Source organism: Ruegeria sp. CDSA241 (assembly GCF_059611265.1).
In genome coordinates this window covers 82,451-107,791 of record NZ_JBXWPF010000015.1, presented here as the reverse complement: position 1 = coordinate 107,791, position 25,341 = coordinate 82,451, and the positions used below count along the sequence as shown (strand labels likewise).

Sequence of the window (25,341 nt, the reverse complement as noted above, 5' to 3'; positions counted from 1 at the left end):
GGGAGAATGCAGTTACTATGATATATCGTTGTATCATGAGTCAAGCCTCTTGCCGCCAAGCGTTCGTCATAAACTGCTTGCCATTTGCAAAACCGCTTGCGACTTTAGGCAAACGTTATACCAAGACTGTGACCCATGACGAAAAAACCCACCTTATCCAGCGTTGCCAAAGAAGCGGGTGTGTCGGTTCCAACCGTCAGCCAGGTTATGCGTGACACTGGTCGAATTTCAGAGAAGACCCGTCAGAAAGTCCTGAGCGCAGCCAAGCGTCTGCGCTACGTCCCAAATCAAGCGGCGGCCGCAATGCGATCGGGCGACAATCGCGAAATCGGTTTCATCATTAACAAATTGGCCAACCCGTTTAACGCAGAGGTTGTCAGCGGCGCTGTCGACTTGCTCGAAACCGAAGGTTTCATGGTGTCGGTCCTCGATGCACAAGGAGACCTTCAGCGTCAGGACCGCCTCCTGGAAGCCTGCATCAGATTTGGTCGCCGTGGTTTGATTTGGGTGCCGGCGCTCGACACGAACGAGGACGCTATGGAGCTTCTGGAAACCCACGGTGTTCCCGCTGTTACTTTCATGCGCAAGGTATCACAGTCCCTTGATCACGTTGGTGTTCTAAACACAGAGGCTCTTGCTCAAGCCACACAGCATTTGATTGATTTGGGACACAGGTACATCGCCTATTTTGGCGGCACCGAGCAAACGTCGGTGCGCGAGGAGCGCATCGCCGGTTACCTTAGCGTTTGTGAAAAACTGGATGGCGTGCGCCCAATAATCTGGCCATGTGAGGAGACCAAGCGCGCCGGATTTGACGCTGTCGCAGCGCTCCGTCACAAACACCCCGAGGTGACAGGCATTGTTTGTAACGGAGATGTTGTAGCGCTTGGTGCCTGCTTCGGCTTGATCCAGTCAGGTTTGAAACCCGGACATGATTTTTCGGTAGTAGGCTTCGATGACATCGAGGATGCTGCCGTCTCGACGCCCGGCCTGACAACCATGGCGATCGACCCGAAAATGTTAGGCAAGCGATTGGCCGAGATCCTTCTGGACCGAATGCGAACACCCGAACTTCCAGTCCGTCATTTCGAGTATTCTGCGGTCCTGAAAGTGCGGGGAACATCCGGAGAAGCCCCAGAAATATAGAGACACGGCCTGAATTCCTACCGAAATCACTAGGCTCCAGACTCATTGATTTACAGCCAGTAGCTGCGATGGCGCTCTTGATGGGCACGATTACCCTGGCTCGTCTGACGGAATCCGAAGAAGAGGCAGACCGAGTGCTGGAAGCAGGGCGCACAGCCATAGGTTTGCTTCAGGATTATTGGCCGAAAGAAAGATCCTAACTGTGGCAGAGTATCCCGAGAATTTGACGGCTATGTTGTGGTTTGCCGTCACCCGCTGTTCGACAATGCTGCAAGGTGCACGAACGGCAGCAATGCGCAGGCTGCGCTGCAGCGTCGAGTGGTGAGGCAAACGGCTGGTTTGGGCCGTACAGGACAGGGTTTATCTTGGCTAGGCGAGTCATTCTGCGCCGCATCCGACGGTAGCAGTGAGTCCAATGTTTCGAATTCCGCGACTGGCATCGACGTCTGTTATGCGCAGTAATGCGGACTTGGCAACATCGAACGAATTACCCAGAGCGTAACTATAGCTAATCCACTGCGGTTGCAGTTCTGTTGCCGAATTGCTGCCCTTCACTTGAAGGAATGTACCAGTCGCTAATGAATGAGTACAATCTCTCATTTATTTACCAGGTCTTATTCTTCTAAGAGCTCGCGGATATTAACGTCCAACTGTGCCGCAAAGCCTTTGTCGTTACCAGGATTGGCGGCGCAATGACCCCATGGCGAGTCGTAAGGACGGAAGATGGCGTTAGGCATGTGGTGGGCCTCAATTTCATTGTCTTCAGGAGGGAAATAGAGGTCCTGAGTGCAGGGCATCAGGATGGCACGCGCCTTGATGGCACCCAGCGCCAGTTTGTAATCCCCATTGTAAAGTGGCCCGGCAGAGATGTCGCCAGCCTGCCAGGTGGCAAGCTTGGCCAGTAGATTGTTGGCATCCCAGCTCTGTACATGGTCCTGTTCCCAATCTTGCATCAGCTCTTCAATGGATTGGAATCCAAGCTGCTCATAAAGCCTCTCACGGTAAAAGGTCTGAGAGAAAGCCCAGCCTGCGTAAACCCGACCGAAGGCTTTGAGCCCGGCCTCGGGCGGGCTGTCATAATTGCCGCCGTTCCAATTCTGGTCCGCGCAAAGGGCGGCCTTGACCCCTTCGAGGAAGACAAAATTATGCGTTGAGGTTTTGGCCGAGGCGCAGAAAGGCAAGATCGCTTGTACCATATCCGGGTATTGCGCCGCCCATTGATAGGATTGACAGCCCGCCATTGACCAGCCGGCGACCAGCGCGATCTTTTCGATGCCGAGGTGATCTTGGATCAACCGATGCTGCGCCGCGATATTATCCCACATCTGCACCAACGGAAATCGCGGGCCGTCTTGAGGGGAGGGCGTATTCGAGGGCGAAGACGAACGGCCATTGCCGAACAAATTTGGACTGACGATGAAGTGGCGGCTTGGGTCAATAGCGCGACCGGGGCCGAAGAACCCTTCGTTCCGAGTATTTGTCCCCGTGTAGAAGGTCGGTAGGACGATGACATTGTCGCGGGTGGCCGACAACGTGCCGTAAGTTTGATAGGCAAGTTTGGCGTCGTGCAAAACCTGACCCGATAGAAGCGGGAAGTCTCCAAGGTCGAATGTCCTAAACTCATCCACGACCATCTTTCAGTACAGCCTCAGATACTCTTGCACTTCCCAATCAGTGACCGATTGGTGATAGCGCTCCCATTCGTCGTTTTTGTACTCGATATAGGAGTTGCGCATCACGCGCCCCATCACATGTTCGGCCATCTCGTCATGACGCAGAGCCTCAATAGCGTTGAACAAAGTTCGCGGAAGCCTGCGTATACCGAGCTCGGCAAGCTCGGATTCAGTCTTTGAGTACAAATCAAAATCTGTTGGTTTGCCCGGATCGATCTTGTTTTTGATGCCTTTTATTCCGCAGCTCAAGTGCATCGCCATCGCGAGATAGACATTCATTGTCATGTCACAGGCGCGATTTTCGATGCAGTGGCGGCTTTGCGGAAGGCGGAACTGGGCGGATCGGTTGTTGAAGCCATAGGTGATATTTGTCGGGGCCCATGTGACCGTGCCGCCTTCAAAGCCGCCAACACGTGGCACCAGACCGTTATAGGAATTCACCGTCGGACAGGTGATCGCGGTGATTGCTTCTGCATGCTGCATCAGTCCGCCAACTGCCCAGCGGCTTTCGTCACTCCAATCGCCATCCGGCGTTTCGAAAATGTTCTCGCCCGGACGGCTTTCATGCTGCATCGACATGTTGATATGCGCGCCAGACCGCCAATCGCCCACTGTCGGTTTCGGCATGAAAGTGATGAACATCCCGTGCTTTTTTGCGACTTCTTTCAGGGTGATGCGCAGGAATGCCAGCCGATCAGACATTTCCAGCATGTTGGTGTAGTGGAAATCCAGCTCGAACTGCGAATACGCACCCTCGGCCACCACGTCATGCAGGTTCCAACCCAGACCCTCGATGATGTCGATCATGTCTTTCAGAAACGCCATCGAGTCGATCGAGTATTCAACGTCATAGCCAAACGCCTGACGGCGGGGCCGAAGGCCGCTTGCAGGGTCGTCGTCAAACGCCTTCACCGGCTGACCGGCGTCGTCGTATTTCATCACAATGAATTCGGGCTCGACCCCAGCATAACCTGTGTACCCTTCCTGCGCAGCCTCGTGCATGGCACGTTTCAGGGCCTGACGCGGGCAGACATTATAGGGCGCATCTTCCCAGTAGAGGTCCGAGAAGATGATCGCCATCGAAGTATCCCACGGGCAGACATAGACGGCATCGAGATCCGGCACTACGACCTGATCGCTGTCGGCAGGGCTGAGTTCGGGCACGTAAGAAATCGAATGCACCGCAAATTGCGGTCCTTTCCCGATGCATAGCGGTTCAAAATCACTCATCGGTACGGGTTTGGTTTTTGGAATACCGTGCAGGTCAATCCAGGCGGCCATCACGTATTTGACGCCAGCCTCCTCCAGACGTTGCCGTACCTCTGCGATACGCGGGCGGTTACGCTCGACAGCGTCATGGATAGTCTCGTAGTAGATGCGGGTGCTGGCATTGTCCTTGGGCATTCGGCGTTCTCCCATCGAATGGCAATCAGATTTGGTTCACCGAGGGTGATCCCTCAGTGTTGGTGCTGGTTTCGGTTGTTCTGTCGCTCAGCGGTTAAGATGTTCAGCCGGGGACAAAATCGTCAGGGTCGATGCCCGGAACCTGCGTGATCCCGGCAAGCTGTTTCCAGTTGTGAGGGTAGGCGGCATAGAAGATCACGCATTTGCCGTCCGACTCGTAGGAGATGTGGTTGTCCTTCGGGACAAACAGCACATCACCACGATTGCAAACATAGCTTTTGCCGTCGCAAACCAGTCGGAACGTGCCCTCAAGGCAATAAATGATCTCGTCGCAGGTCAGATCCCACGGCACCTTGATGTTGTTCAGGACGTTGATACCGCCGCACATGGACTTGCTGAATTCGCTGGTCACCATCGGTTTGATGTAAGTGTCGCTGTCGCCCATCGAGTCGTAGCGATTTTGAACCAGATCGAATTTGAAAAGTTGAGGTGTGTCACCCATTTGGTCAGCCTTCCTGTGCCAGGTGTTTCAGTATGGATTCGTTCAATTCGACCTTGTAACCGTCAGGGTCCTCGCAAAAGGCGATGACCCTTGTGCCGTTTTTCATTGGCCCCGGTGGGCGGGTGATGTTTACGCCGGCCGCAGCCAGCTGTTCGCACGCGGCATAAACATCTGGCGTTTCGATGCAGATGTGACCCCAGCCGTCGCCTTTGTCATAAGGCGTGCCCTGATCCCAATTGGCGGTCAGCTCCAGCGTGGGAAACTCGGCCTCGGGCCCATAGCCGATAAAGGTATTGGTGAATTTGCCTTCGGGGTAGTCCGTGCGCCGCTGCACTTCCATACCCAGAATTCCGCAATAGAAATCCAGTGACTTCTCCATGTCGGTGACCCGCATCATCGTATGGGCCAGACGAAACCCTTTGGATATGGACTTGTTCATCGATATTGTTCCTTCTTGCTTAAGTACCGGCCACGTCGCGCTCGATCAGATCCTGAAAGGCGCGGACGCTGTCCTCCCAAGCGGGCGACAACAGGCCCCCATCCTCGGCGACCGGGGATTTGCGGCCCTCAAACATGCGTTCAACCATCTCGTGATCTTCCTTGTGGACATCCCACCAAAGGTTTCTGAGGGCTTGTACTTCCTCGGCGCTCAGTTCCTGGCCTTCTGTCGTGTAAAGTGCTCGGTACTGGCGCATCTTTCCGGGACCAATGGGCACGTTCAGATATACGCCCAGCTGATCCGGAAAATAGCGGCCCAGAATGAAATTGGGGTACAGGGTCAGATAGCGAGAGCTGACCCCCAGACTGCCGGATGTGCCCAACTCTTCGTTCAGATCCACCGCGCTGCCGATGCAGGTGCCATCGGTGATTGTATAGTGGTTTTCCAATGGTTGATCAGTGGTTGAGGCATGGACAAACTGAACGTGGTAGGGCTCGATAAAGTTCTCCATGATCAGCTTCCAGTTGGTGCTAATCTCACCAAAGTCGAGCAGGCCAATTGGTTCCACTCTGGTGAAATCCATCCCCTCCAGCCGGCTAATCAAAGGCGCGGCATAGTCTTCGAAATCAGGCGCGTTCCCATCCAGATTGACGAAGATCCAGTCATGCCAGACATGGGTGCGTACAGGCTTGAGGCGATGATTTTTGATGTCAAAGCCGTCGAACTCCTGCTTGCCGGTTCCGGCAAAATGCGGCGCAGCCCGCAAGCGGCCATCCAGATCATAGGCCCAGGCATGATAGGGGCAGCGGATCAACTTGCCGACATTCTTAGGCTTGTCGACCAATGTCATACACCGGTGCAAGCAAACATTGTGAAACACCTGGATGTCGCCGTCACGACCGCGCACCGCCAGCAGTGGTAAGTCTGCGCAGGTAACCGGATGAGCATCACCGGGGTTAGCCATCTGATGGGCAAACCCGATGAACACCCAGTTCTTGGCCAGGACAGTCTGGCATTCCCGCTGCCAGAACTCTTCGCTGCGATACGCCCCGGCGGTCAGCCCGTGCTGAGGCCCTCCAATGGCCTGAGTTCTATCCTCGGCAATTGTCATTTGTCCTCCCTTCGACACTGCCACCTGCACCCGTCGGTCCAACGACAGGCGCATGGTTTTACCGTTTCTCGCGGTCTTCCTACTTGCGGACTCTGTCCCGCCGCGCCGGGAACTGAAGTTTCGACTGCGAATATCGCATTAGTCGCCTAACATTCTTTCGATTTTCGCGAATATTCTGGGATTTTGGGGCACGAATCAGAAATAATCTGGTCAAAAAACGGCATGGAAGTGCGAATTTCGAATAACCAGGTCGTGTGGATTGCGAGAGCCGCAATTTCAGCGGGATTTTACAGAAAATTTGGCAATAGGCCCGCGTCACGGTCCTTGGAAGCTGCGGTGTCGAGGGCAAAAGATGTCGTTTTCTGCACTTCCTGCCACAGAATTCTTAAGAGAGAATTGCGAATTTCGATGTCCTCACCTAGTCTCAGCTACGAATGCAGCAATCGAGCATCGGGTATATGGCAGTCAAAAAGCAATCAAACGTGCGCGCCTCCGCACAGAGCATTAGGTCCCCAAAGGATGACTTGAACCAGCAGATCATCCGGCTGTTGCAGCAAGATGGTCGGATGGCTTTTTCGGAAATTGCACAGCAGTTGAATGTGTCCGAAGGAACCATCCGCAACAGGGTGAGTGGTCTGCGAGACAACAACATGTTGCGGATCGTTGCGATGTCGGATCCGGTGGCCACAGAATACACAACCGACGCGATGATCGGGTTGAATGTGGCCGCTGGCGTGACCCCACGCCAGGTGGCGAAGCGCCTTGAAAAGAACCCAAGGGTTGTTTTCATCCTGTGGGTCGCGGGACGTTACGACCTGATCATTGAACTGGTCAGTGACGACGGTGACGCATTGAAGGAATTTCTAGAGCATGAAATCCATGCGAGTGACGATATCGCCAATGCCGACGTTATGCCGGGGCTGAAGAATTTCAAGAATCAGTTTCTGCTAAAGCAGGATGTGAAGGAGTGAAGAGGAAGAAGCCGATCGCTGACGTTTCTAATGCGAAAGGGTTTCAACAGGGTTTTTGGGGAGATGTTCAGCGCCGATCTTAATGCCGACCCCGACAGCCATCCGTCTTCCGAACTGCGCGAACGATGTTGTCTAATATTTCGCTTTGAATATCAGATCCTGCAGCGAGTTACCGCTTGGGCTTCGGGCGGACGGTTCAGAAATCATCATGGATGCTTTCTTCCTCGCCGGTTACATAACGAGCCCATTCGTTCATGATTAGTCGACGTTGCTCCAGATAATCCGTCCTGCGATACGCCCTTTCGAACTGACTTCCTGCAACATGGCCAAGGCTGGTTTCTGCGACTTCCCTTGGCGCATTGGTTCGGTCCGCCACCCAATCCCGAAAGCTGGATCTGAACCCATGAGGCCTATATGGCAAACCTGCCTTGCGCATATGTTGCCCCATCGTCATATCCGAAATCACTCCTTTGCGAAGGCCGGGGAAGAGAAAACCATCACGGTAGAAGGGTTTGGTGAGGTCAACCACGCGCTGGGCTTCGCCGGACAAAGGCACGCGAAAATCCGCCGTTTGGCCTAACCGGCCCTTCATCTGATGCGCAGGGATTGTCCAAATGTCATCTTCAATTTGATCGTATCTCATAAAGTGGAGTGGACCTGAGCGGGCTGCCGTCGGGATCAGCATCCGCAGGGCCAGATTGGTTGTCGTGGGCACTTCTAGGGTTCTGTAGAATTCTGGAACGTCAATCCACGGCATGGCAGCAATGTGTTGTGGCGTATGCCTAGATTTACCAAGAAGCGCTTTGGCTTTTTCGGTGGCTTGCAAATCTACGTCCAACCCTAGCGCCGCAGCGTGCCTTAGAGCGATGCTGAGGCGATTAATGGCTTTCCGGGCAGTTTTCTCCCCCTTTGGAGTGCCAAATGGGCCTCAGAGCGTCTCTTATGTCGATCTGATCGATATCTGAGCCGGGGATCTACCCAGTTTGGGTAAGACATGTAGTTCTAGAGGAGAAAACCAGCGCCCAGCTTTACCGTCGCCTTTGAGTTCGCCCTTCCGACTTTCGAACGCGTCCAATGCGACATCCGCCAAACAATGTAAATTGCGTTCAGCCTCACGCCGTTGTTTTTCGCGTTCTTTGATTGGATCAAGACCCTTCCGGGCAAAGGCGCGCCACTGTTCCGCGTGTTCTCTTGGTTCTTTGAGCGATACATCTGCAATGGACCCAAGGCCCATTTCACGCCTGCGACCGTGTACCGTGATCCTGAGGAACCATTGCCCGCCGTCATCTTGGCGCTTGTGTAACCACAATCCGGCACCATCGTTGTGCTTACCGGGGCCTGCTGCCTTCACCGCTGCGGCCGAAAGTTTACGGATAGGCCGCGCCATCCGTCCACCCTTCTATCCACCTTATTGTCTGCGGTATCCTGCTATATCCTGACACATAACGGAATAGCTAAAGTCTTAGGGTGTTGGTTTTTATAAGAAAGTGGAATGTCGTGGGGTATGGTGGTGTAAGGTCTAAATGCATCTCCTGGGCACCAAACTCCAAACATCTCCCTACTTTTCAAGCGATTGCGCTCGTGCGTTTTTCCGTTTCTTGCCTGCGCCTAAGCGCTGCAATAGGTTTAAATCGCGCTCTGAATTCCAGCGTCCAGACAAGATCGAACCGGGACCCTAAAGCCAATCCCGCAAAATCGGGATCAACGGCACATCTGCCGCAGGCATCGGGTAACTGCGCAGATCATTCGCACGCACCCATTTCAGCGCCTGTCCTTCCTTCGATTGTGGAATGCCCTCCCATTTGCGGCAGGCAAACAGCGGCATCAGCAGGTGAAAATCATCATAGCTGTGGCTGGCGAAGGTCAGCGGCGCAAGGCAGGAGGACCATGTGTTGATACCCAGTTCTTCGTACAGTTCGCGGATCAGGGCGACCTCGGGCGTTTCGCCGGGTTCGATCTTGCCGCCGGGAAACTCCCACAGGCCCGCCATGGATTTACCTTCGGGGCGCTGCGCCAGCAGCACCCGGCCCTCAATGTCTATCAGGGCGACCGCAGAAACCAGAACTGTTTTCACGACCGGTAATCCGCGTTGATCTCGATATAGCCATGGGTCAGGTCGCAGGTCCAAACGGTGGATTTACCCGCGCCCAGCCCCAGATCGACGCCGATTACAAGGTCCTGAGCTTTCATGTATTCGGCGGCGTCTTCCTCGCGGTAATCGGGACTGACCCAACCTTTTTCGGCCACAAGGATGTCTCCGAAAGAAATGCTCAGCAGGTCACGGTCGGCAGCTGCACCCGATTTTCCGATGGCCATGACGACGCGGCCCCAATTCGGGTCTTCGCCCGCAATGGCGGTTTTTATCAGTGGTGAATTGGCAATCGCCAATCCATGCACCTTGGCGTCGGCATCGGTGACAGCCCCGGTCACACGAATTTCTACGAATTTCGTGGCGCCCTCGCCATCGCGTACCACTTGTTGGGCAAGGTCCAGCATCACGGTTTCCAAAGCCTCGGCAAAGGCGGCATTGCCTGTCGCATCCACCCCCGAAGCCCCAGTAGCACACAGCAGTAGGCTGTCCGACGTCGAAGTGTCGCTGTCGACGGTGATGCAGTTGAAAGTGCGGTCGGTTTGCGCACCCAGCATCTGCTGCAGCGCGGATTGCTCGACCTGGGCGTCGGTGAAGATATAAACCAGCATCGTCGCCATATCAGGCGCGATCATGCCAGAACCCTTGGAAATCCCCGCAATAGAGACCGTTTTCCCATCAATCTCGACCTGCGCCGAGGCTCCTTTCGGAAAGGTATCCGTGGTCATGATGGCCCGCGCTGCATCTTCGATTGCGTGGCGACTGAGGCCGGATTTCAGGGCCTCAAGCTGCGCCACGATGCGGTCATGCGGCAAGGGTTCACCGATCACACCAGTTGACGAGGTAAAAACCCGTTCGACCGGTACGCCTGTGGTCTTGGACACTGCTTGCGTCACCTCGGCGACCGAGCTTTGGCCATAATGCCCGGTAAATGCATTGGCATTGCCCGAATTCACAAGGATCGCCGCCGGCCCGTCACTTGGCCCGCCGATCTTGTCCTGACAATCCAGCACGGGTGCCGCGCGTGTGGCCGAGCGGGTAAAGACCCCAGCCACTGATGTGCCCGGATCCAAGACCGCCAGCATAACATCAGTGCGGCCTTGATAGCGTATGCCGGCTTCGACGGTCGCAAAGCGCACACCGTCAATCGCGGGCAATTCGGGAAACGCCGCCGGAGCCAGCGGAGAGACTTTAGTGATCGAGGCCAAGGGGTTACTCCTGAATCAGGTCCAACTGACGCACGATGCCCGGGGTCACATCTTCGAGCGCAGGACGTTCGATCTGTGCAGCCTGGGTCAATTCGCCGATACGGGCCTGAATAGCTTCACTTTGCAAATCCTGTGCCAGCTCGTCGCGTACCGCATCAAGTGCGGGCGCTTCGGATTTGCGCTTGTCATTCAGAATGATCACGTGCCAGCCGAACTGTGTCTGCACCGGGTCCGACACCTGATCCTTCTCAAGCGCGACAACGGCGGTTTCAAACTCGGGAACCATCTGCCCCTTGCCGAACCAACCCAGCACCCCGCCATTCGGGCCGGAAGGACCGGTTGATTTTTCTTTGGCCAGCTCGGCAAAGTCGGCGCCATCATCCAACTGAGCCTTAAGGTCTTTTGCCTCAACCTCGGTCTCGACCAGAATATGGCTGGCATTAAACTCATCTTCGCCTTCAAACTCGGCAAAGCGCGCATCATAGGCGGTCTGAATGGTTTCTGCCGTTACAACTTCGTCGATCAGGGCATTTACGGTCTGAACCGCCAGCAAAGACCGCGTCTCGTTCTCGATGGCCAAGGCGTTCAGATTGCTCAGCCCTTCTTGCTCCTGGCCCAGCAACTGCTGCTGAATCAGCTGCTCGATGATGAAATCATACAGAACATCATCTTCGACCTGCTGGTAGTTGGGGGGCAGTGTCGCAACTGTTGCGATCACATGCGCCAGAGTGATTTCTTCGCCGTTTACGCGGGCGACCACCGTGCTGGCACCGGGCTTGGTTTCGGCGGCCAATGGCAGCGCCATCACCGTTGCAAGGGCCAGCGATGGCAGAAAAGTGAGGCCTTTGGGCATGGAATCATCCTATTTCTTTGCCACGGCAGGGCGCAGCGTTGACACTCTGGAACCTGCCGCTTACATCGCTTTGAAGCCTTGGACAGGGCCGCCTTTCACCCCCCGTATCTATGGGTTGCGCGCAAGGTGGGCAAGCCTGTCAAAACCAAGACAAGAACAGATCCGCTGGAGTGAACATGCTGGGACTCGGAACGCTCGCCAAAAAGGTGTTCGGAACACCGAACGACCGCAAGATCAAGGCGACCCGCCCCCTGATCGAACAGATCAACGCGCTGGAACCCGAGTTCGAGAATCTGTCGGATGACGGCCTGATCGCAAAGACCGCCGAGCTGCGCAAACGTGCGCTGGAAGGCGAAAGCCTGGATGATCTGCTGCCCGAGGCGTTTGCCAACGTACGCGAAGGGGCAAAACGCGCGCTGGGCCTGCGTGCCTTTGATGTGCAGTTGATGGGCGGCGCCTTCCTGCATCAGGGCAATATTTCCGAGATGAAAACGGGTGAAGGCAAGACATTGGTTGCGACCCTCCCCGCCTATCTGAACGCGCTGACCGGTAAGGGCGTGCATGTGGTCACGGTGAACGAATACCTGGCCAAGCGCGACTCGGAATGGATGGGCAAGGTGTTTGCCGCCGTGGGCATGACCACCGGTGTCATCTGGTCAGGGCAGCCCGATGCCGAGAAAAAGGCTGCTTATGCCTGTGACGTGACCTATGCCACCAACAATGAGCTGGGTTTTGATTACCTGCGCGATAATATGAAGGCGGAACTGGATCAAATTTACCAGAAACACCACAATTTCGCGATCGTGGATGAGGTCGACTCGATCCTGATTGACGAGGCGCGGACGCCGCTGGTCATTTCCGGGCCCTCCGAGGACCGGTCGGACCTGTATACCGCGATTGATGCGCTAATCCCGTCATTGGGAGAAGATCACTTCACGCTGGACGAAAAGTCCCGGAACGTGACCTTCACGGATGAGGGTAACGAGTTTCTGGAGCAACAGTTGATTGCCAACGGCCTGATCCCAGAAGGCCATTCGCTGTATGATCCTGAAAGCACCACGGTCGTTCACCACGTGAACCAGGGCTTGCGCGCGCATAAGCTGTTTACACGTGACAAAGATTACATCGTGCGGGACGGCAATGTCGTTCTGATTGATGAGTTCACCGGTCGCATGATGCCAGGTCGTCGCCTGTCGGAAGGTCTTCATCAGGCCATCGAAGCCAAGGAAAACGTGCAGATCCAGCCCGAAAACGTAACATTGGCCAGCGTGACGTTCCAAAACTATTTCCGCCTGTATGACAAGCTGGGCGGCATGACCGGCACCGCGCTGACCGAGGCTGAGGAATTTACCGAAATCTACGGTCTGGGCGTTGTCGAAGTACCAACCAACAAACCGATCGCGCGTCTGGATGAGGACGATCAGGTCTTTCGTACCGCAGCCGAAAAATACGGCGCCATGATTGACGAGACAAAGGAAGCCCAGAAAAACGGACAACCGGTCCTTCTGGGCACCACGTCCATCGAAAAGTCCGAATTGCTCAGCCAGATGCTCACCAAAGAGGGTATCCAGCACAATGTTCTGAATGCCCGCCAACACGAGCAGGAGGCGCAGATCGTTGCCGATGCGGGCCGATATGGCGCAGTAACCATCGCCACCAACATGGCCGGCCGCGGTACCGACATCCAGTTGGGCGGCAATGTGGATATGAAGGTTCTGCAGGCGCTGGAAGAAAACCCCGATGCCGACCCGGCCCAGTTGCGCGCCACCGAAGAGGCGCGCCATGCCGAAGAAAAGGAAAAGGTTCTGGCCGCAGGAGGCCTTTACGTGATGGCCTCGGAACGCCATGAAAGCCGCCGCATCGACAATCAGTTGCGGGGCCGTTCGGGCCGTCAGGGCGATCCAGGCCGCACCGTGTTCTATCTGAGCCTTGAAGACGATCTGATGCGTATCTTCGGATCCGAACGGCTCGATAAAGTACTGACCACACTGGGCATGAAGGAAGGCGAAGCCATCGTCCACCCCTGGGTGAACAAATCGCTGGAGCGGGCGCAATCCAAGGTCGAAGGTCGCAACTTTGACATGCGCAAGAACGTTCTGAAATTCGACGATGTGATGAACGACCAACGTAAAGTGGTCTTCGGCCAGCGGCGCGAAATCATGTCCGCTGACGATCTGTCCGAAATCGTATCAGACATGCGTGAACAGGTGATCGACGATCTGATCGACGAATATATGCCGCCGAAATCCTATGCTGATCAGTGGGATACCGAGGGTCTGCACGAGGCGGTTAAGGACAAGCTGACCATTGACGCCCCGGTTCAGGACTGGGCCGCCGAAGAAGGCGTGGATGACGAGCAGGTGCGCGAGCGCCTGATCAACGCCGCCGACGAGATGATGGCGCAAAAAGTGGCCGCGTTCGGCCCCGAGAACATGCGCAACATCGAAAAGCAGGTCTTGCTGAACACGATCGACAGCAAATGGCGCGAACATCTGCTGACGCTGGAACATCTGCGCTCGGTCGTGGGCTTCCGCGGCTATGCCCAGCGCGACCCGCTGAACGAATACAAGAACGAAAGCTTCCAGCTGTTCGAATCCATGCTGGATTCGTTGCGCGAAACCGTGACCCGGCAACTGTCCCGCGTGCGACCGCTGACCGAAGAGGAACAGCGCGAAATGCTGACCCAGATGCAAGCGCAGCAGGCACGGGCGCAGCAGGCGGTAGATCAGGCCACTGGTCACGCCGAAGCGGTGGCCGAGGCCGAAGCCTCGGGTGATGCGCGGCCTGGATTTGTCGAAGACGACCCGGCAACTTGGGGAAACCCGTCGCGCAACGACAAGTGCCCCTGCGGTTCAGGCAAGAAGTTTAAGCATTGCCATGGCCGGTTGACCTAACGTCACCACAATCGAGACACAATGAGTCCGCCTCACGGCCACATATTAGCCGTGATTCAACTGCAGGGTGCGAATCGCTCCTTCAACTGGGGAGGGTGTCTTGTTTGTAATTAAGAACTACGTAACCACTGGCGGCACCGTTGCTTGTGCATTGGCCATTGGCTACCTCATGCAGAACGGAACCCCTGCGCAACCGCGAGGGGAGCGGGCTTCTGTTGATGTGGCATCAGTTACGGATCAGGCTTCAATCATCCCCGGGTTAAGCGAAGTCGTTCTGACCTCATCTGCGCCGGTTCGCGGAACAAGCGAAGAGACCGGGTCCGACAGCCGTTTTATCGAATCCAGTCGATCAGAACCTGTCAATCCCGTTGACTGCACCCTCAGTGCGCGGGCTACTGCCGTTCCCGGTGCTGCCGCCCGGCTGGTCGTCAACGCCCCCTGCCACAGTAATGAATCCGTGGAAATTCACCATAGCGGTATGACAGTCACACAGCGCACCGACGCAGTAGGGCGCATGGACATGACAATCCCGGCCCTGTCAGAATATGCGATCTTTCTGATCTCGTTTGAAGACCAGCATGGAACAGTAGCAACTACCCATATCGCCGACATTGCCAATTACGAACGCATTGCCCTGCAATGGCAGGGTGAAACTGACCTGCAAATTCATGCGCTAGAATTCGGGGCCAGCTATGGCGGCAATGGCCATGTCTCGGCTGAGACCCCGACCGAAGGCGCCGGACAGGTAGTGCGTCTGGGCAATACCGGAACCGGGGACATGAAAAACATCGAAATCTATTCGTTCCCTGCCGGTCTTTCCAACCAAAACGGATCGATAGAAATCACTGTCGAAACCGAGGTGACTTCAGAAAATTGCGGGCGCGACCTGAACATCCAGTCGCTTGAATTGCGGGATGATCGGTTGAGATCAAAAGACAGGACGCTGAGTTTTCCTGAATGCTCCCGCACCGGAGAGTTTCTGGTGTTGAATAATCTCTTCCAAGACCTGACAATCGCCGCAAACTAAATCCGCAGGCAGGCTCGGGCATCTTATGACATTCTTTCGTGTGGCAGCGGCTGCACTGGCTTCCGTTACAATCGCGTCGGGCGCACAGGCGCAAGACATCTCGCTTAGATCGCATGACGGCAAGGTCGAAGTCACCGGTGACCTGCTGGGATTTGACGGCGAGTTCTATCGCGTGGCGACACAATTTGGCACGCTGACAGTTGATGGGTCCGGTGTGACCTGTACCGGACCTGCCTGCCCAAGCCTGACCGATTTTGTGGCTGAAATCCGATTTGCCGGATCTTCGGTCATGGCGGAAAAAGTCCTACCAGCGCTGATTGTTGGCTTCGCACAGCAGCAAGGGTTGTCGGCGACCCCAAACAGGCTGACCACCAACACATTTTCTTACGAACTGCACCAACCCGGGCGGGCAGCACCGCTGGGTCGGTTCTTCTTTGACGCAGGGAACACTGAGCGCGGATTTAGGGCGCAAGCAGAAAACCAGGCTGATATTGTTCTGGCGTTGCGCGAAATCCGACCCGAAGAGGAGCAAGCCGCACAAGCGGTAGGCCTTGGCGATCTGACCCGCACCCGCCGGGCCCGCGTCATCGCGCTTGACGCTTTGGTACCAATCGTTGCCAACTCGAACCCGTTACAGCAAATCTCGCTTGCGGAATTAACCCGGGTGTTTTCGGGCGAGATTACGAGCTGGGCCGAGTTGGGCGGGCCCGATGCGCCAATTTCACTGCACCTTCCGGAAGCCGGTTCGGGTCTGGCCCAGAATGTCGAAGACAGGCTTCTGGCACCCTCCGGCACAGCCCTTTCCGAGGCGGCCATTCGGCATGACCGCAGTACTGATCTGGTACGTACCGTTGCTGCGGATCCCTTTTCAATAGGTGTCGCAAGCCAAGCCGAAGCCAGCACCGCGCGTGCCCTGCCTTTGACCGGCGGGTGCGGTCATGCGCTGGCGGCTACTCGGCAGTCAATCAAGACCGAAGATTATCCGCTGACCTCACCTATGTTTTTATACCTGCCGGACAGGCGATTGCCGCGTTTTGCACGTCAATTCCTGGCCTACACCCAAGGAATCGAGGCGCAGATGGCAATACGCGAAGCTGGCTTTGTCGATCAAACCCCCGAGACTATGGGTCTTGGGGTGCAAGGGGATCGACTTGCCAATGCTATCGCGTCGGGCGGATCAGAAGTTGGTTTGGAGGAACTTCAGCGGCTGGTCGAGATTTTCAGACCCATGTCCCGCCTGTCACTGTCCTTCCGGTTCGAGCCCGGTTCCTCGCGCCCGGATGCGCAGTCACGGTCCAATATCCGACATCTTGCCCTTCTTTTGGAATCCGGGACCCTCGATGCCCGAAAGCTTAGGTTTGTCGGCTTCAGCGATGGCGAAGGGGCAGCGTCAACCAATGCGCGGATCGCATTGTTGCGGGCAAAAACCGTTCGCAATGCCGTATTGGCCGAGATTGAAACCGCTATCGGGGACAGCGTCGAAATCACGGTCGACGCCTTTGGCGAGGCCATGCCCATGGCCTGCGACGACACGGAATGGGGCCGCAAGGTCAACCGCCGGGTCGAGGTCTGGGTTCAATAGCAGCTACAGATAACCCTCGGACCTGAAGCTCAGCTCGTTCGACTTTCCAATGATCAGATGGTCATGCAGCGTCAGGCCCAGTGCCAGGCAGGCATCCTGAATTCGGTTGGTCATGTCGATATCCGATTGCGACGGGGTCGGGTCACCTGACGGATGGTTATGCACAAGTATCAACGCCGAGGCATTCAGCTCCAGCGCCCGTTTGGCAACCTCACGCGGATAGACAGGGACATGATCCACCGTGCCCTTGGCCTGTTCCTCATCAGCGATCAGCACGTTTTTGCGATCCAGATAGAACACACGGAATTGTTCGGTCTCACGATGGGCCATGGTGGTGTGGCAATAGTCCAGCAATGCGTCCCATCCGGAAATCACATGTCGCCTCATCACCCGTGCGCGGGCCATGCGATGGGCGCAGGCCTCAAGGATTTTCAGATCGGTGATCACGCTATCCCCGACGCCTTTGATTTGGCGCAGCCGTTCCTCGGGCGCGGTCAGCACCCGATTGAAATCGCCGAACGTTTCCATCAGCGCACGCGCCAGCGGTTTCACATCCTGCCGGGGGATTGAACGGAACAGGACCAGTTCCAACAGCTCATAATCCGGCATGGCGGCGGACCCGCCAGACAGGAACCGTTCGCGCAGCCGCTTGCGATGATCTTTGATGTAGGAGGGTAACCGACCCGTCGGCAGCGGCTGCGCGGGAGCTTCGTCTGTATCGAATAGCATTGGGGCTTCGGAAAAGGCGTCCTGTGTCATGCTCTCAGCCTGACGCAGAATCGGTTTCCAGATGGTTAACGCACCTCACCTGCCATGCGGGCAGTGGCGCGGCGGACAACCATATGCAACACGATGGAAAACACTCCCAAGGTCAGCATCGCGGCGAACATCAGATCGGTCTTTGCACGGCCATTGGCCAACAGCATCAAATATCCCAACCCTTGCGACGAGCCGACCCATTCACCAATCACCGCCCCGATCGGCGCATAGACGGCGGCCAGCCTCATCCCCGACGCCAGCGAGGGCATCGCCGCCGGAATGCGGATATACCACAGCACTGCACGCGGACTGGCCTGCATCGTGCGCGCAAGGTCCAGATAGCCCTGCGGCGTCCGCATCAGCCCATCGAAGAAAGACGAGGTGATCGGGAAATAGATGATCAGCACCGCCATCGCGACCTTGGACCAGAGGCCATAGCCCAGCCAAAGCGTCAGCAACGGGGCCAGCGCAAAAACCGGCAGAGCCTGCGTGAACACCAGCATCGGCTGTACCAGCACGCGCGCCGCCCGCGAATTGGCCAGTTGCAGCGCAGTGACCACACCCAGAACCGTCCCAAAGGCCAATCCAATCACCACTTCGACCGCAGTGATCCAAGTGTGTTCGGCGATCAGCCAACGGTTCTGCCACCAAGTCTCGGCCACCACGGCGGGGCTTGGCAGGATGAACTTAGGCAAGCCGGTCGTCCAGACAATCCCCTGCCAGATGGCAATCGCGAACACGGTGGCTGCAAGGGCTGAGAGATATTTCATGCGACCGCCTCGCGCAGCAAACGCAACAGCGCACCTTGCGTCTCAAGCGTCTCAAGGTCGTCCACATGGCGCGGGGCAGGTGCATGCGGCGGCTCACAGGGGGTCAGGCCCTGCTGTGTCATCACCATGATGGACTGGCCCAGCCGGGCGGCCTCACCCGGGTCATGTGTCACCAGCAAAACGGTCCGGCCCTGCAACGCCTCGACCGCCAAGTCCTGCATATCGGCCCGAGTGCGGGCATCCAGCGCCGAGAACGGCTCATCCAGCAGAACAATCGGGCGATCCTCCATGAGCGTGCGGGCTAAAGCGACGCGTTGGCGTTGGCCGCCCGACAGTTCGGCGGGTTTCTTGGTCATATGATCCTGCAATCGCATGCGCTGAATCAGACGGTTGCGCCGCTCCAGATCGACCGACTTGCCCCGAAGCCGCGCACCTAACGAGACATTCTGTGCGACCGTTGCCCAGGGCAGCAGCAGATCATCCTGCGCCATATAGGCCACGCGGTCCTGCATCGGAGCACCATCGCCGGCGGTGATCTGCCCGGTGAACACGGCACCTGTATCAAGCCCGGCAATCAGACGTAGAATTGTGGTTTTACCGACGCCCGATCCGCCCAGCAGGCAAGTCCACTGCCCGGCCCCAAGGGTCAGGGTGAGCGGCGCGAACAGGGTCGCTCCGTCAATCGTGGCCGTGCCTTTGATGCTCAGATCGGGCGCCGGGGTCATGGGGTCAGGCCCATTTGCCAGAAGTTGACTTCTAGCTCGGTTGCCGTGCGGAAGGTCTGGCACAGGCGATCCCAGCGCGGCGAGGCTGCAAAGTCCTCACCAATACGCCGTGTTAGAGCCTGATCGAACAGTTCTCCAACCGCTTTGCATGCGCCCTGGTAGTCGTCGCTGGCATAGGTATTGATCCAATCACGATAGACCTCGGATGTAGCTTCAGAGGCCAACCGCGTGCCGATTTCGCCATAGCCCATCACACAAGGGGTCAGAGCCGCCAGCAGGTCCAGCAAATCACCGCTATACCCGGCCTCAAGCACAAAGCGTGTATAGGCCAGGTTTTCGGCGCGTTCAGGGGTTGCGAACAGCTCCTCATGGGAAATCCCAGCCGCCTCACAGATACCGATATGCAGCTGCATTTCCTCGGCGACCAACGCATTTACCGTGGCCACGGCGGTCAGCATTTCCGAATGAGTCTCGGACTTAACAACCGCCAGTGCCCAAGCACGGGAAAAATGGATCAGGAACACATAGTCCTGTCGCAGGTAATGCAGGAACGCCGTGCGCGGCAGCGTTCCGTCTTTCATCCCTTCCACAAAGGTGTGGCGAGTGTAATCCCGCCACGGTCCCTGCGCGGCATCCCGCATCAATGCGAAAGCTTTGCCGTAATTGCTCATTGCGCGGTCACATCGATGGCAATGTCGCTGACCGGGTTCAGGCTGTCGATCATGCCGCTGTTCTTCAGGAACTCCTCGAACCGCGCATAGCGACCCGCATCAAACGCCGCCGGACGCAGCGCGAACCGGGGAAGCGTGTCGACCCAGGCACGGGCATTCAGCTCATCCTTCAGCTCGGTCGAGGTGGCCGCGAAGATTTCCCAGCTCTTTTCCGGGTTGTTGACGATATACTGGGTCGCTTTCTCGGTCGCGGCCAAGAAACGGGCGATTTTGTCGGCATCCATCGTATCGGGATTGGCGACATAAATCAGCTCGTCATAGGGTGGGATGCCTTCCTCTTCGATATAGAAACAGCGACCCGCGACACCTTCGATATCCATCTGGTTCAGCTCAAAATTCCGGAACGCCCCGATAACTGCATCCACCTGACCGGTCATCAGCGACGGCGACAGCGAGAAGTTGACGTTGACCATCTCAATCTCATCCAGACCGATATCATGCTGCCCCAGCAGGGTTGTCAGGATCGCCTCTTCGACACCGGCGACCGAGAAACCGATTTTCTTGCCCCGCAGATCGGCCAGCGACTTGATCGGGCCATCATCCAGCACCAGCAGGCAGTTCAGCGGGGTGGCAACCAGCGTGCCGACCCGTTTCAGCGGCAAGCCCTCATGGATTTGCAGATGCAGCTGAGGCTGGTAGGACACTGCCAGATCGGCCTGACCAGCGGCCACCAGACGCGGCGGCGCGGAGGGGTCCGCGGGCGGAATGATTTCAACCTCAAGCCCCTGGTCGGCGAAATAGCCGTTTTCCTGTGCGACGATAATTGGACCATGGTCAGGGTTTACAAACCAATCCAACAAGACGGTCATCTTATCCTCGGCCCAGGCCGGCGCGGCAGCCAGCAGGGCGATTGCAGCGATCAGTTTCTTCATGTTTCGCGGTTCCTTCTGTTCACGAAGTTGAGGCTGCGACAAGAACAATCTCGCCCGGCCAATTCGGTTGAATTCGTTCGGCAGCGCGCCAGGCGCGCAATCCGGTAGCACAGCACAATGCCAGTCTTTTGCCCTTATTAGGGTCGATATCGCTCAGATCATCCGGCGATATCCGTTGCGCGTCAGGATGTACCGGGCGCGGGGATTCCTCGGCGCTGCGCAGCTCGATGATATGGTCATCTGTCGTCAGCTGCCCGGCCGAGAGAAACCGGAAACAGCTGTTCGGTTCGGGCGCATTATCAAAGCGGAAGGCCGTGCTGCGGAGTGTCCGTCCATCGTACTGAACCATCTGACCCAGCACCGAGGGCGTCAGCCCAAGGATCAGGTTCAGCGCCATCTGTGCCTGCATCGCGCCAATCGTCCCGACGACCGGGCCCAGAACACCAGCGGTGGCGCAGCTTGCCCCGCTGTCCGGCGCGTCGGGAAACAGCGCGCGCAATGACGGCGCGCCGCCGCAGAAACCTCCGACATAGCCCGACAGCCCAAGCACCGAGGCGCTGATCAGCGGCTTGCCCTGCGCCAAGCAAGTGTCCGAGAGGATATAGCTGGCCGCATAGCTGTCTGCGCAATCCAAGATCACATCCGCCTGAGCAACCAAGTTGCCAGCATTTTCGCTTGTTAGAGCCTGTTTTTTGCCGCTGACGTCTATGTCCCCATTGATCGCCTTGCACCGTGCCGCCGCACGCTCGGCCTTGGGGTGTCCGCAATCCGTCTCAGAAAACAAGGTCTGCCGATGCAGGTTGGACAGCTCAACCTGATCCCTATCCAGGATCGTGATCTGCCCGATCCCAGCCCCGGCCAGCAACGGCAGGACCGGGGCGGCCAAACCGCCCGCACCCACCACCAGAACACGGGCCGAGGACAGGCGCGCCTGCCCTTCGGCCCCAACCTCTGGCAACAGCGTCTGACGAGCATATCGGCTCATCTGGTGACCTCGATCCATTGACTCAAACGCGCCTCGGGGTTGGTATTCAGGGTAATATCGGTCACGACCGAGACGATATCCGCCCCAGCCTGCAGGACACCTGGTGCACGCTCGACGCTCATCCCGCCGATGCCAACCAGTGGAGTATCACCAACGCGCGCTTTCCATTCTGTGACGCGGGGCAGACCCTGCTGCTGCCATTTCATCTTTTTCAGGATGGTGGGATAGACCGGGCCAAGCGCCACATAGTCGGGGTCCATGGCCAGCACGCGCTCTAACTCATCATCATCATGGGTGGACACGCCCAGTTTCAAACCCGCCTTGCGGATGGCAGTCAGATCGGCCTCGTCCAGATCCTCTTGCCCCAAATGCACCCAGTCACAGCCGGCGTCGATGGCCGCCTGCCAATAGTCATTGACCACCAGAACTGTCCCATTTGCGCGGCACAGGTCACGCGACTTGGCAATCTGGTCACGCACCACATCCATGGGCTGGTCCTTGACCCTCAGCTGTACCAACTTGATGCCCAGCGGCAGCATCCGGCGCAGCCAGTCCGAATGATCGAAGATCGGATAAAACCGGTCGAGTGTCATGACAGAAACGCCTTTCCGATAACCGGGGTCGAAGGTTCCGCCATATCGCGCGCCTCAATCGGGTCGGCCTGATGGGCCAGTTGCCCGGCCTCGATCGCGCGGGCCATTGCGCGGGCCATCAAAACGGGGTCCCCGGCGCGGGCCACAGCAGTGTTCAGCAGTACAGCGTCATAACCCAGCTCCATCGCGTGGGCGGCGTGGCTGGGCAGGCCGATGCCCGCGTCAATCACCAAGGGCACATCCGGGAACTCTGCCCGCATCGCCCGCAGGGCATATTCATTGTTCAGCCCCCGCCCTGACCCGATCGGCGCGCCCCATGGCATCAGCACCTCACACCCGGCGGCAAGCAGCCGTTCGCCAACAATCAGATCGTCGGTCGTATAGGGAAAGACCTGAAACCCGTCGCTGGTCAGAATGCGCGCGGCTTCGACCAGCTGGAACACATCCGGCTGCAGGCTGTCGGTATGGCCGATCAGTTCCAGCTTGATCCACTTGGTATCAAAGACCTCACGCGCCATATGGGCGGTGGTCACCGCCTCTTTGACCGTGTGGCATCCGGCGGTGTTGGGCAGCACCAACACGCCCAGATCGCGGATCATCTGCCAGAATGCTTGCCCCGCCCCGGATTCACGGCGAAGCGAGACCGTGGCAACACCCGCCCCGCTTTCGCGAAAGGCCTGCTCCAGAATAGCTGGGCTGGGATATTGCGCCGTGCCCAGCATCAGCGGGTTGGCCAATGTGGTTCCGTAAAAGGATTTCATCCTCAGCCCCCCTGCATCGGCGCGACGATTTCGATCCGATCCCCTTCAACCAAAGCATGGGCAAAACGCAGCCCCGAGGGCACGAAATCTTCGTTCACCGCAGTGGCGACACGGCCCGAGTAGCCGCATTCCATCAGCAATTCCGATAAGGTCTCGGCCCGCACCTCGCGCGGCTCGCCATTAAGCACGATCTTCATCGACCATCTCCGAATGTTTGTGTTCAAGTGCCAGATCGGCAACGCCTTGGGCCATCGCCGGTGCCAGCAGGTACCCGTGGCGGTACAGCCCGTTGGCGTAAATCGTCCCGCCCCGACGCCGGATCCGAGGCAGATTGTCGGGAAAGGCCGGGCGCAGATCGACGCCGATCTCTAGCACCTCGGCCTCGCCAAAAGCGGGGTTCAACGCATAGGCCGCGCTGAGCAGTTCCAACATCGAGCGCGCGGTGATGCGGGTTTTATCCTCGGATTCAATCATCGTCGCGCCCAGCATGTAGATGCCATCGCCACGCGGCACGATGTAAAGCGGCATCCGGGGATGCAACAGGCGCACGGGCCGGGTCAGCGTCACATCAGGGCAGCGGATCACCAGCATCTCACCCTTTACGCCCCGAAGATCAGACAAGGCGTCCCGCGCCTGAAGACCACGGCAGTCAATCGCGTTCTCCAACCCAGCAGGGGCGGGTTCGCGATGAAAGGCAACGCCCCGCGCGATAAGATCGTCGAACACATCCTGCAGCGCCTTGCGTGGGTCTATATGGGCTTCGTCCTTGAAATACAGACCGTTGCCGAAACCATGTAGATCAGGCTCTAATGTGGCTAGTTCCTGCTGATTTACCTCATGATACCCCTGCGTTCGACGACCAAACCGACGCAAATCCGGCAAGTCGCGCGCACCGCAAACGACCAAAGTACCGCGCTGATGAACCTTGGTCCGGGTCGCCCACCAGTCAAAAGCACCCTGCCCCAGGCGCAAGACCGGCTCTTCGGCATTTTCGAACTCGCACCACGGGGCCAGCATTCCCCCGGCCCACCAAGAACAGCCATGCGGACCCGGCAGGCCGGCGGGGTCAAAGACCTGCACCCGTGCGCCGCGATGGGCCAATTCGGACGCAACAGCCAAACCGGCCACGCCTGCCCCTATGACAGACCAGATCCTCACGCTGGCCAGACCCGATGGAAATGATGCACCGGACCATGGCCCCGGCCCACGCACAGCCCATCAGCCTGGGCGATAGCGCCTTGCAAATAAGCATGTGCCTCTGCCACGGAATCCCGCAAGCTCAGACCTTTGGCCAGCCCGGCGGATATGGACGAGGACAAGGTGCATCCGGTCCCATGGGTGTTCTTTGTATTCCGGCGCTGCGCCGTGAATTCATCCACCAAACCCGAGCCGTCAACCAACAGATCATGACATATCTCGCCCTTACCGTGCCCGCCTTTCATCAAAACCGACGCGGCACCCTTTGCGCAAAGGGCCAGCCCCTGAGCCACCATTTCATCCGGAGACTGCGCTTCGTTCTGCTCAAGCAGCCGCCCAGCTTCGGGCAAATTGGGTGTCAGGACGGTCGCGCGTGGTATCAGAAGGTCCGTCAGGGTCTGGATCGCGTCACCGGCCAGCAAAGCATCCCCGGATTTCGCGATCATGACAGGGTCCAAGACAATGGGTCCCGCATAGCCTGACAAGGCATCTGCCACGGTCTCGATAATCTCGGGGGTTGCCAGCATGCCGATCTTGATCGCCCCAACATCCAGATCGCTCAGCACCGCGTCGATCTGTGCGCGGATCACATCAAGGGGAATGCCATGAACCGCCGTCACGGCCCGGGTGTTCTGCGCAGTCACTGCCGTAACAACGCTAGCCCCGTAAACGCCCAGCGCCGACATCGCCTTGAGATCGGCCTGAATTCCGGCCCCGCCTCCGCTGTCGGACCCTGCAATGGTCAAGGCAATAGCTGCCATGTCGTTGCTCCATCTTCTAGGGGCAACAACGGAGGATGGAAAACGTCTGTATTCATAAGACCGTTCCCTCCGCCGGAATTGCCCGGATCAGGTTCGATGGGTTGATGCAGCTGCACCTCTCAGCCTTGCGAACAAGGCACCCCAACGGTTGCGCGGACCATCTCAGGAGCGGCGACAATAATCAAGCGGAGATTTGCGAGGCTCTGCCTCGCGCTCCGAGGTATTTTTAGCCCGATGAAGAGCGGATCACCTGCTTCATCTGGCCCTAAATACCTCGGGGGAGTCGCG

Annotated in this window: 26 protein-coding genes and 1 riboswitch; of the genes, 5 read left to right on the top strand and 21 right to left on the bottom strand. The window is 57.4% G+C overall.

What is annotated here, in order from left to right; genetic code table 11:
* The first annotated feature begins 135 nt into the window (after positions 1 to 135).
* Positions 136 to 1,146, top strand: a complete 1,011-nt coding sequence (locus AC2FJV_RS14520) for a LacI family DNA-binding transcriptional regulator (RefSeq protein WP_142640345.1) — start codon at positions 136 to 138, stop codon at positions 1,144 to 1,146.
* 614 nt (positions 1,147 to 1,760) lie between these two features.
* Here the strand turns inward: AC2FJV_RS14520 and AC2FJV_RS14515 are convergent.
* The 5 genes from AC2FJV_RS14515 to AC2FJV_RS14495 form a co-directional block, all read right to left on the bottom strand.
* Positions 1,761 to 2,780: an alpha/beta fold hydrolase gene (locus AC2FJV_RS14515; protein ID WP_496713990.1), complete on the bottom strand. Its 1,020-nt coding sequence runs from the start codon at positions 2,778 to 2,780 to the stop codon at positions 1,761 to 1,763.
* 3 nt (positions 2,781 to 2,783) lie between these two features.
* Positions 2,784 to 4,223: a glutamine synthetase family protein gene (locus tag AC2FJV_RS14510; protein WP_496713989.1), complete on the bottom strand. Its 1,440-nt coding sequence runs from the start codon at positions 4,221 to 4,223 to the stop codon at positions 2,784 to 2,786.
* 103 nt (positions 4,224 to 4,326) lie between these two features.
* The gene (locus AC2FJV_RS14505) at positions 4,327 to 4,725 is read right to left on the bottom strand and encodes a cupin domain-containing protein (RefSeq protein ID WP_108859955.1); all 399 of its coding nucleotides are present in this window, start codon (positions 4,723 to 4,725) and stop codon (positions 4,327 to 4,329) included.
* 4 nt (positions 4,726 to 4,729) lie between these two features.
* Complete coding sequence (gene gloA, locus AC2FJV_RS14500; RefSeq protein ID WP_085823161.1) at positions 4,730 to 5,164, bottom strand: lactoylglutathione lyase; 435 nt, start codon at positions 5,162 to 5,164, stop codon at positions 4,730 to 4,732.
* Positions 5,165 to 5,183: 19 nt separating this feature from the next.
* Complete coding sequence (locus AC2FJV_RS14495; protein WP_142637313.1) at positions 5,184 to 6,275, bottom strand: aromatic ring-hydroxylating oxygenase subunit alpha; 1,092 nt, start codon at positions 6,273 to 6,275, stop codon at positions 5,184 to 5,186.
* A gap of 434 nt (positions 6,276 to 6,709) precedes the next feature.
* On the opposite strand from AC2FJV_RS14495, the gene AC2FJV_RS14490 reads away from it, so the two are divergent.
* The gene (locus tag AC2FJV_RS14490) at positions 6,710 to 7,246 is read left to right on the top strand and encodes an Lrp/AsnC family transcriptional regulator (RefSeq protein ID WP_282027507.1); all 537 of its coding nucleotides are present in this window, start codon (positions 6,710 to 6,712) and stop codon (positions 7,244 to 7,246) included.
* Between the two features lie 196 nt (positions 7,247 to 7,442).
* On the opposite strand, the gene AC2FJV_RS14485 is transcribed toward AC2FJV_RS14490, so the two are convergent.
* The 5 genes from AC2FJV_RS14485 to AC2FJV_RS14465 form a co-directional block, all read right to left on the bottom strand.
* Positions 7,443 to 7,961 carry a tyrosine-type recombinase/integrase gene (locus tag AC2FJV_RS14485; RefSeq protein WP_496713988.1) on the bottom strand — a complete coding sequence of 173 codons (519 nt, stop codon included), beginning with the start codon at positions 7,959 to 7,961 and terminating at the stop codon, positions 7,443 to 7,445.
* A 225-nt stretch (positions 7,962 to 8,186) separates the two neighbouring features.
* Positions 8,187 to 8,633 (bottom strand): Arm DNA-binding domain-containing protein, encoded by a 447-nt coding sequence (locus AC2FJV_RS14480; protein WP_496713987.1) that lies wholly within the window; start codon positions 8,631 to 8,633, stop codon positions 8,187 to 8,189.
* Between the two features lie 288 nt (positions 8,634 to 8,921).
* The gene (locus tag AC2FJV_RS14475; protein ID WP_142637315.1) at positions 8,922 to 9,320 is read right to left on the bottom strand and encodes a (deoxy)nucleoside triphosphate pyrophosphohydrolase; all 399 of its coding nucleotides are present in this window, start codon (positions 9,318 to 9,320) and stop codon (positions 8,922 to 8,924) included.
* Positions 9,317 to 10,543, bottom strand: coding sequence for a bifunctional glutamate N-acetyltransferase/amino-acid acetyltransferase ArgJ (gene argJ, locus AC2FJV_RS14470; protein WP_496713986.1), 1,227 nt, complete (start codon positions 10,541 to 10,543; stop codon positions 9,317 to 9,319). Before argJ ends, AC2FJV_RS14475 begins: the two co-directional genes overlap by 4 nt.
* A 4-nt stretch (positions 10,544 to 10,547) precedes the next feature.
* The gene (locus tag AC2FJV_RS14465) at positions 10,548 to 11,396 is read right to left on the bottom strand and encodes a peptidylprolyl isomerase (RefSeq protein WP_496713985.1); all 849 of its coding nucleotides are present in this window, start codon (positions 11,394 to 11,396) and stop codon (positions 10,548 to 10,550) included.
* 176 nt (positions 11,397 to 11,572) lie between these two features.
* Here AC2FJV_RS14465 and secA point away from each other — a divergent pair, with 176 nt between their 5' ends.
* The 3 genes from secA (at position 11,573) to AC2FJV_RS14450 (ending at position 16,899) form a co-directional block, all read left to right on the top strand.
* Entirely contained in the window at positions 11,573 to 14,290 is a 2,718-nt protein-coding gene (secA, locus tag AC2FJV_RS14460) for a preprotein translocase subunit SecA (RefSeq protein ID WP_496713984.1), read from the top strand.
* Between the two features lie 100 nt (positions 14,291 to 14,390).
* Positions 14,391 to 15,317, top strand: a complete 927-nt coding sequence (locus tag AC2FJV_RS14455; protein WP_496713983.1) for a hypothetical protein — start codon at positions 14,391 to 14,393, stop codon at positions 15,315 to 15,317.
* Positions 15,318 to 15,342: 25 nt separating this feature from the next.
* A complete protein-coding gene (locus AC2FJV_RS14450; protein ID WP_496713982.1) occupies positions 15,343 to 16,899 on the top strand; it encodes a phosphate ABC transporter substrate-binding/OmpA family protein in 1,557 nt (518 codons plus the stop codon).
* A gap of 3 nt (positions 16,900 to 16,902) precedes the next feature.
* Here the strand turns inward: AC2FJV_RS14450 and radC are convergent, their stop codons facing one another.
* The 11 genes from radC to thiD are packed head-to-tail and all read right to left on the bottom strand — an operon-like array spanning position 16,903 to position 25,053.
* The gene (radC, locus tag AC2FJV_RS14445) at positions 16,903 to 17,658 is read right to left on the bottom strand and encodes a RadC family protein (protein WP_271950544.1); all 756 of its coding nucleotides are present in this window, start codon (positions 17,656 to 17,658) and stop codon (positions 16,903 to 16,905) included.
* Positions 17,659 to 17,693: 35 nt separating this feature from the next.
* On the bottom strand, positions 17,694 to 18,428 hold the full coding sequence (locus tag AC2FJV_RS14440; RefSeq protein WP_271950546.1) for an ABC transporter permease: 735 nt from the start codon (positions 18,426 to 18,428) through the stop codon (positions 17,694 to 17,696).
* The gene (locus AC2FJV_RS14435) at positions 18,425 to 19,153 is read right to left on the bottom strand and encodes an ABC transporter ATP-binding protein (RefSeq protein WP_281995836.1); all 729 of its coding nucleotides are present in this window, start codon (positions 19,151 to 19,153) and stop codon (positions 18,425 to 18,427) included. The genes AC2FJV_RS14440 and AC2FJV_RS14435 overlap by 4 nt, the downstream gene beginning before the upstream one ends.
* Positions 19,150 to 19,824, bottom strand: coding sequence for a thiaminase II (gene tenA, locus AC2FJV_RS14430; RefSeq protein WP_281995835.1), 675 nt, complete (start codon positions 19,822 to 19,824; stop codon positions 19,150 to 19,152). Before tenA ends, AC2FJV_RS14435 begins: the two co-directional genes overlap by 4 nt.
* On the bottom strand, positions 19,821 to 20,756 hold the full coding sequence (locus tag AC2FJV_RS14425; RefSeq protein ID WP_142637333.1) for an ABC transporter substrate-binding protein: 936 nt from the start codon (positions 20,754 to 20,756) through the stop codon (positions 19,821 to 19,823). Before AC2FJV_RS14425 ends, tenA begins: the two co-directional genes overlap by 4 nt.
* Before the next feature lie 19 nt (positions 20,757 to 20,775).
* On the bottom strand, positions 20,776 to 21,741 hold the full coding sequence (locus AC2FJV_RS14420) for a ThiF family adenylyltransferase (RefSeq protein WP_496713981.1): 966 nt from the start codon (positions 21,739 to 21,741) through the stop codon (positions 20,776 to 20,778).
* A complete protein-coding gene (locus AC2FJV_RS14415) occupies positions 21,738 to 22,334 on the bottom strand; it encodes a thiamine phosphate synthase (protein ID WP_496713980.1) in 597 nt (198 codons plus the stop codon). The genes AC2FJV_RS14420 and AC2FJV_RS14415 overlap by 4 nt, the downstream gene beginning before the upstream one ends.
* A complete protein-coding gene (locus AC2FJV_RS14410; protein WP_142637339.1) occupies positions 22,331 to 23,095 on the bottom strand; it encodes a thiazole synthase in 765 nt (254 codons plus the stop codon). Before AC2FJV_RS14410 ends, AC2FJV_RS14415 begins: the two co-directional genes overlap by 4 nt.
* Positions 23,096 to 23,097: 2 nt before the next feature.
* Positions 23,098 to 23,292 (bottom strand): sulfur carrier protein ThiS, encoded by a 195-nt coding sequence (gene thiS / locus AC2FJV_RS14405; protein ID WP_496713979.1) that lies wholly within the window; start codon positions 23,290 to 23,292, stop codon positions 23,098 to 23,100.
* Positions 23,276 to 24,253 (bottom strand): FAD-dependent oxidoreductase, encoded by a 978-nt coding sequence (locus AC2FJV_RS14400; protein ID WP_281995830.1) that lies wholly within the window; start codon positions 24,251 to 24,253, stop codon positions 23,276 to 23,278. The genes thiS and AC2FJV_RS14400 overlap by 17 nt, the downstream gene beginning before the upstream one ends.
* Positions 24,250 to 25,053, bottom strand: a complete 804-nt coding sequence (gene thiD / locus AC2FJV_RS14395; protein ID WP_281995829.1) for a bifunctional hydroxymethylpyrimidine kinase/phosphomethylpyrimidine kinase — start codon at positions 25,051 to 25,053, stop codon at positions 24,250 to 24,252. The genes AC2FJV_RS14400 and thiD overlap by 4 nt, the downstream gene beginning before the upstream one ends.
* 47 nt (positions 25,054 to 25,100) lie before the next feature.
* Positions 25,101 to 25,207: riboswitch (TPP riboswitch) on the bottom strand.
* Between the last annotated feature and the right edge of the window lie 134 nt (positions 25,208 to 25,341).

Bases quoted from the DNA above. Each gene is read 5' to 3' on its own strand.
- AC2FJV_RS14480 (WP_496713987.1), bottom strand. From the start codon at position 8,633: ATGGCGCGGCCTATCCGTAAACTTTCGGCCGCAGCGGTGAAGGCAGCA.
- secA (WP_496713984.1), top strand. From the start codon at position 11,573: ATGCTGGGACTCGGAACGCTCGCCAAAAAGGTGTTCGGAACACCGAAC.
- thiS (WP_496713979.1), bottom strand. From the start codon at position 23,292: ATGAAGATCGTGCTTAATGGCGAGCCGCGCGAGGTGCGGGCCGAGACC.
- gloA (WP_085823161.1), bottom strand. From the start codon at position 5,164: ATGAACAAGTCCATATCCAAAGGGTTTCGTCTGGCCCATACGATGATG.
- AC2FJV_RS14450 (WP_496713982.1), top strand. From the start codon at position 15,343: ATGACATTCTTTCGTGTGGCAGCGGCTGCACTGGCTTCCGTTACAATC.
- AC2FJV_RS14520 (WP_142640345.1), top strand. From the start codon at position 136: ATGACGAAAAAACCCACCTTATCCAGCGTTGCCAAAGAAGCGGGTGTG.
- AC2FJV_RS14440 (WP_271950546.1), bottom strand. From the start codon at position 18,428: ATGAAATATCTCTCAGCCCTTGCAGCCACCGTGTTCGCGATTGCCATC.
- thiD (WP_281995829.1), bottom strand. From the start codon at position 25,053: ATGGCAGCTATTGCCTTGACCATTGCAGGGTCCGACAGCGGAGGCGGG.
- AC2FJV_RS14495 (WP_142637313.1), bottom strand. From the start codon at position 6,275: ATGACAATTGCCGAGGATAGAACTCAGGCCATTGGAGGGCCTCAGCAC.
- tenA (WP_281995835.1), bottom strand. From the start codon at position 19,824: ATGAGCAATTACGGCAAAGCTTTCGCATTGATGCGGGATGCCGCGCAG.
- radC (WP_271950544.1), bottom strand. From the start codon at position 17,658: ATGACACAGGACGCCTTTTCCGAAGCCCCAATGCTATTCGATACAGAC.
- AC2FJV_RS14425 (WP_142637333.1), bottom strand. From the start codon at position 20,756: ATGAAGAAACTGATCGCTGCAATCGCCCTGCTGGCTGCCGCGCCGGCC.
- AC2FJV_RS14435 (WP_281995836.1), bottom strand. From the start codon at position 19,153: ATGACCCCGGCGCCCGATCTGAGCATCAAAGGCACGGCCACGATTGAC.
- AC2FJV_RS14505 (WP_108859955.1), bottom strand. From the start codon at position 4,725: ATGGGTGACACACCTCAACTTTTCAAATTCGATCTGGTTCAAAATCGC.
- AC2FJV_RS14490 (WP_282027507.1), top strand. From the start codon at position 6,710: ATGCAGCAATCGAGCATCGGGTATATGGCAGTCAAAAAGCAATCAAAC.
- AC2FJV_RS14415 (WP_496713980.1), bottom strand. From the start codon at position 22,334: ATGACACTCGACCGGTTTTATCCGATCTTCGATCATTCGGACTGGCTG.
- AC2FJV_RS14420 (WP_496713981.1), bottom strand. From the start codon at position 21,741: ATGAGCCGATATGCTCGTCAGACGCTGTTGCCAGAGGTTGGGGCCGAA.
- AC2FJV_RS14410 (WP_142637339.1), bottom strand. From the start codon at position 23,095: ATGAAATCCTTTTACGGAACCACATTGGCCAACCCGCTGATGCTGGGC.
- AC2FJV_RS14515 (WP_496713990.1), bottom strand. From the start codon at position 2,780: ATGGTCGTGGATGAGTTTAGGACATTCGACCTTGGAGACTTCCCGCTT.
- AC2FJV_RS14465 (WP_496713985.1), bottom strand. From the start codon at position 11,396: ATGCCCAAAGGCCTCACTTTTCTGCCATCGCTGGCCCTTGCAACGGTG.
- AC2FJV_RS14510 (WP_496713989.1), bottom strand. From the start codon at position 4,223: ATGCCCAAGGACAATGCCAGCACCCGCATCTACTACGAGACTATCCAT.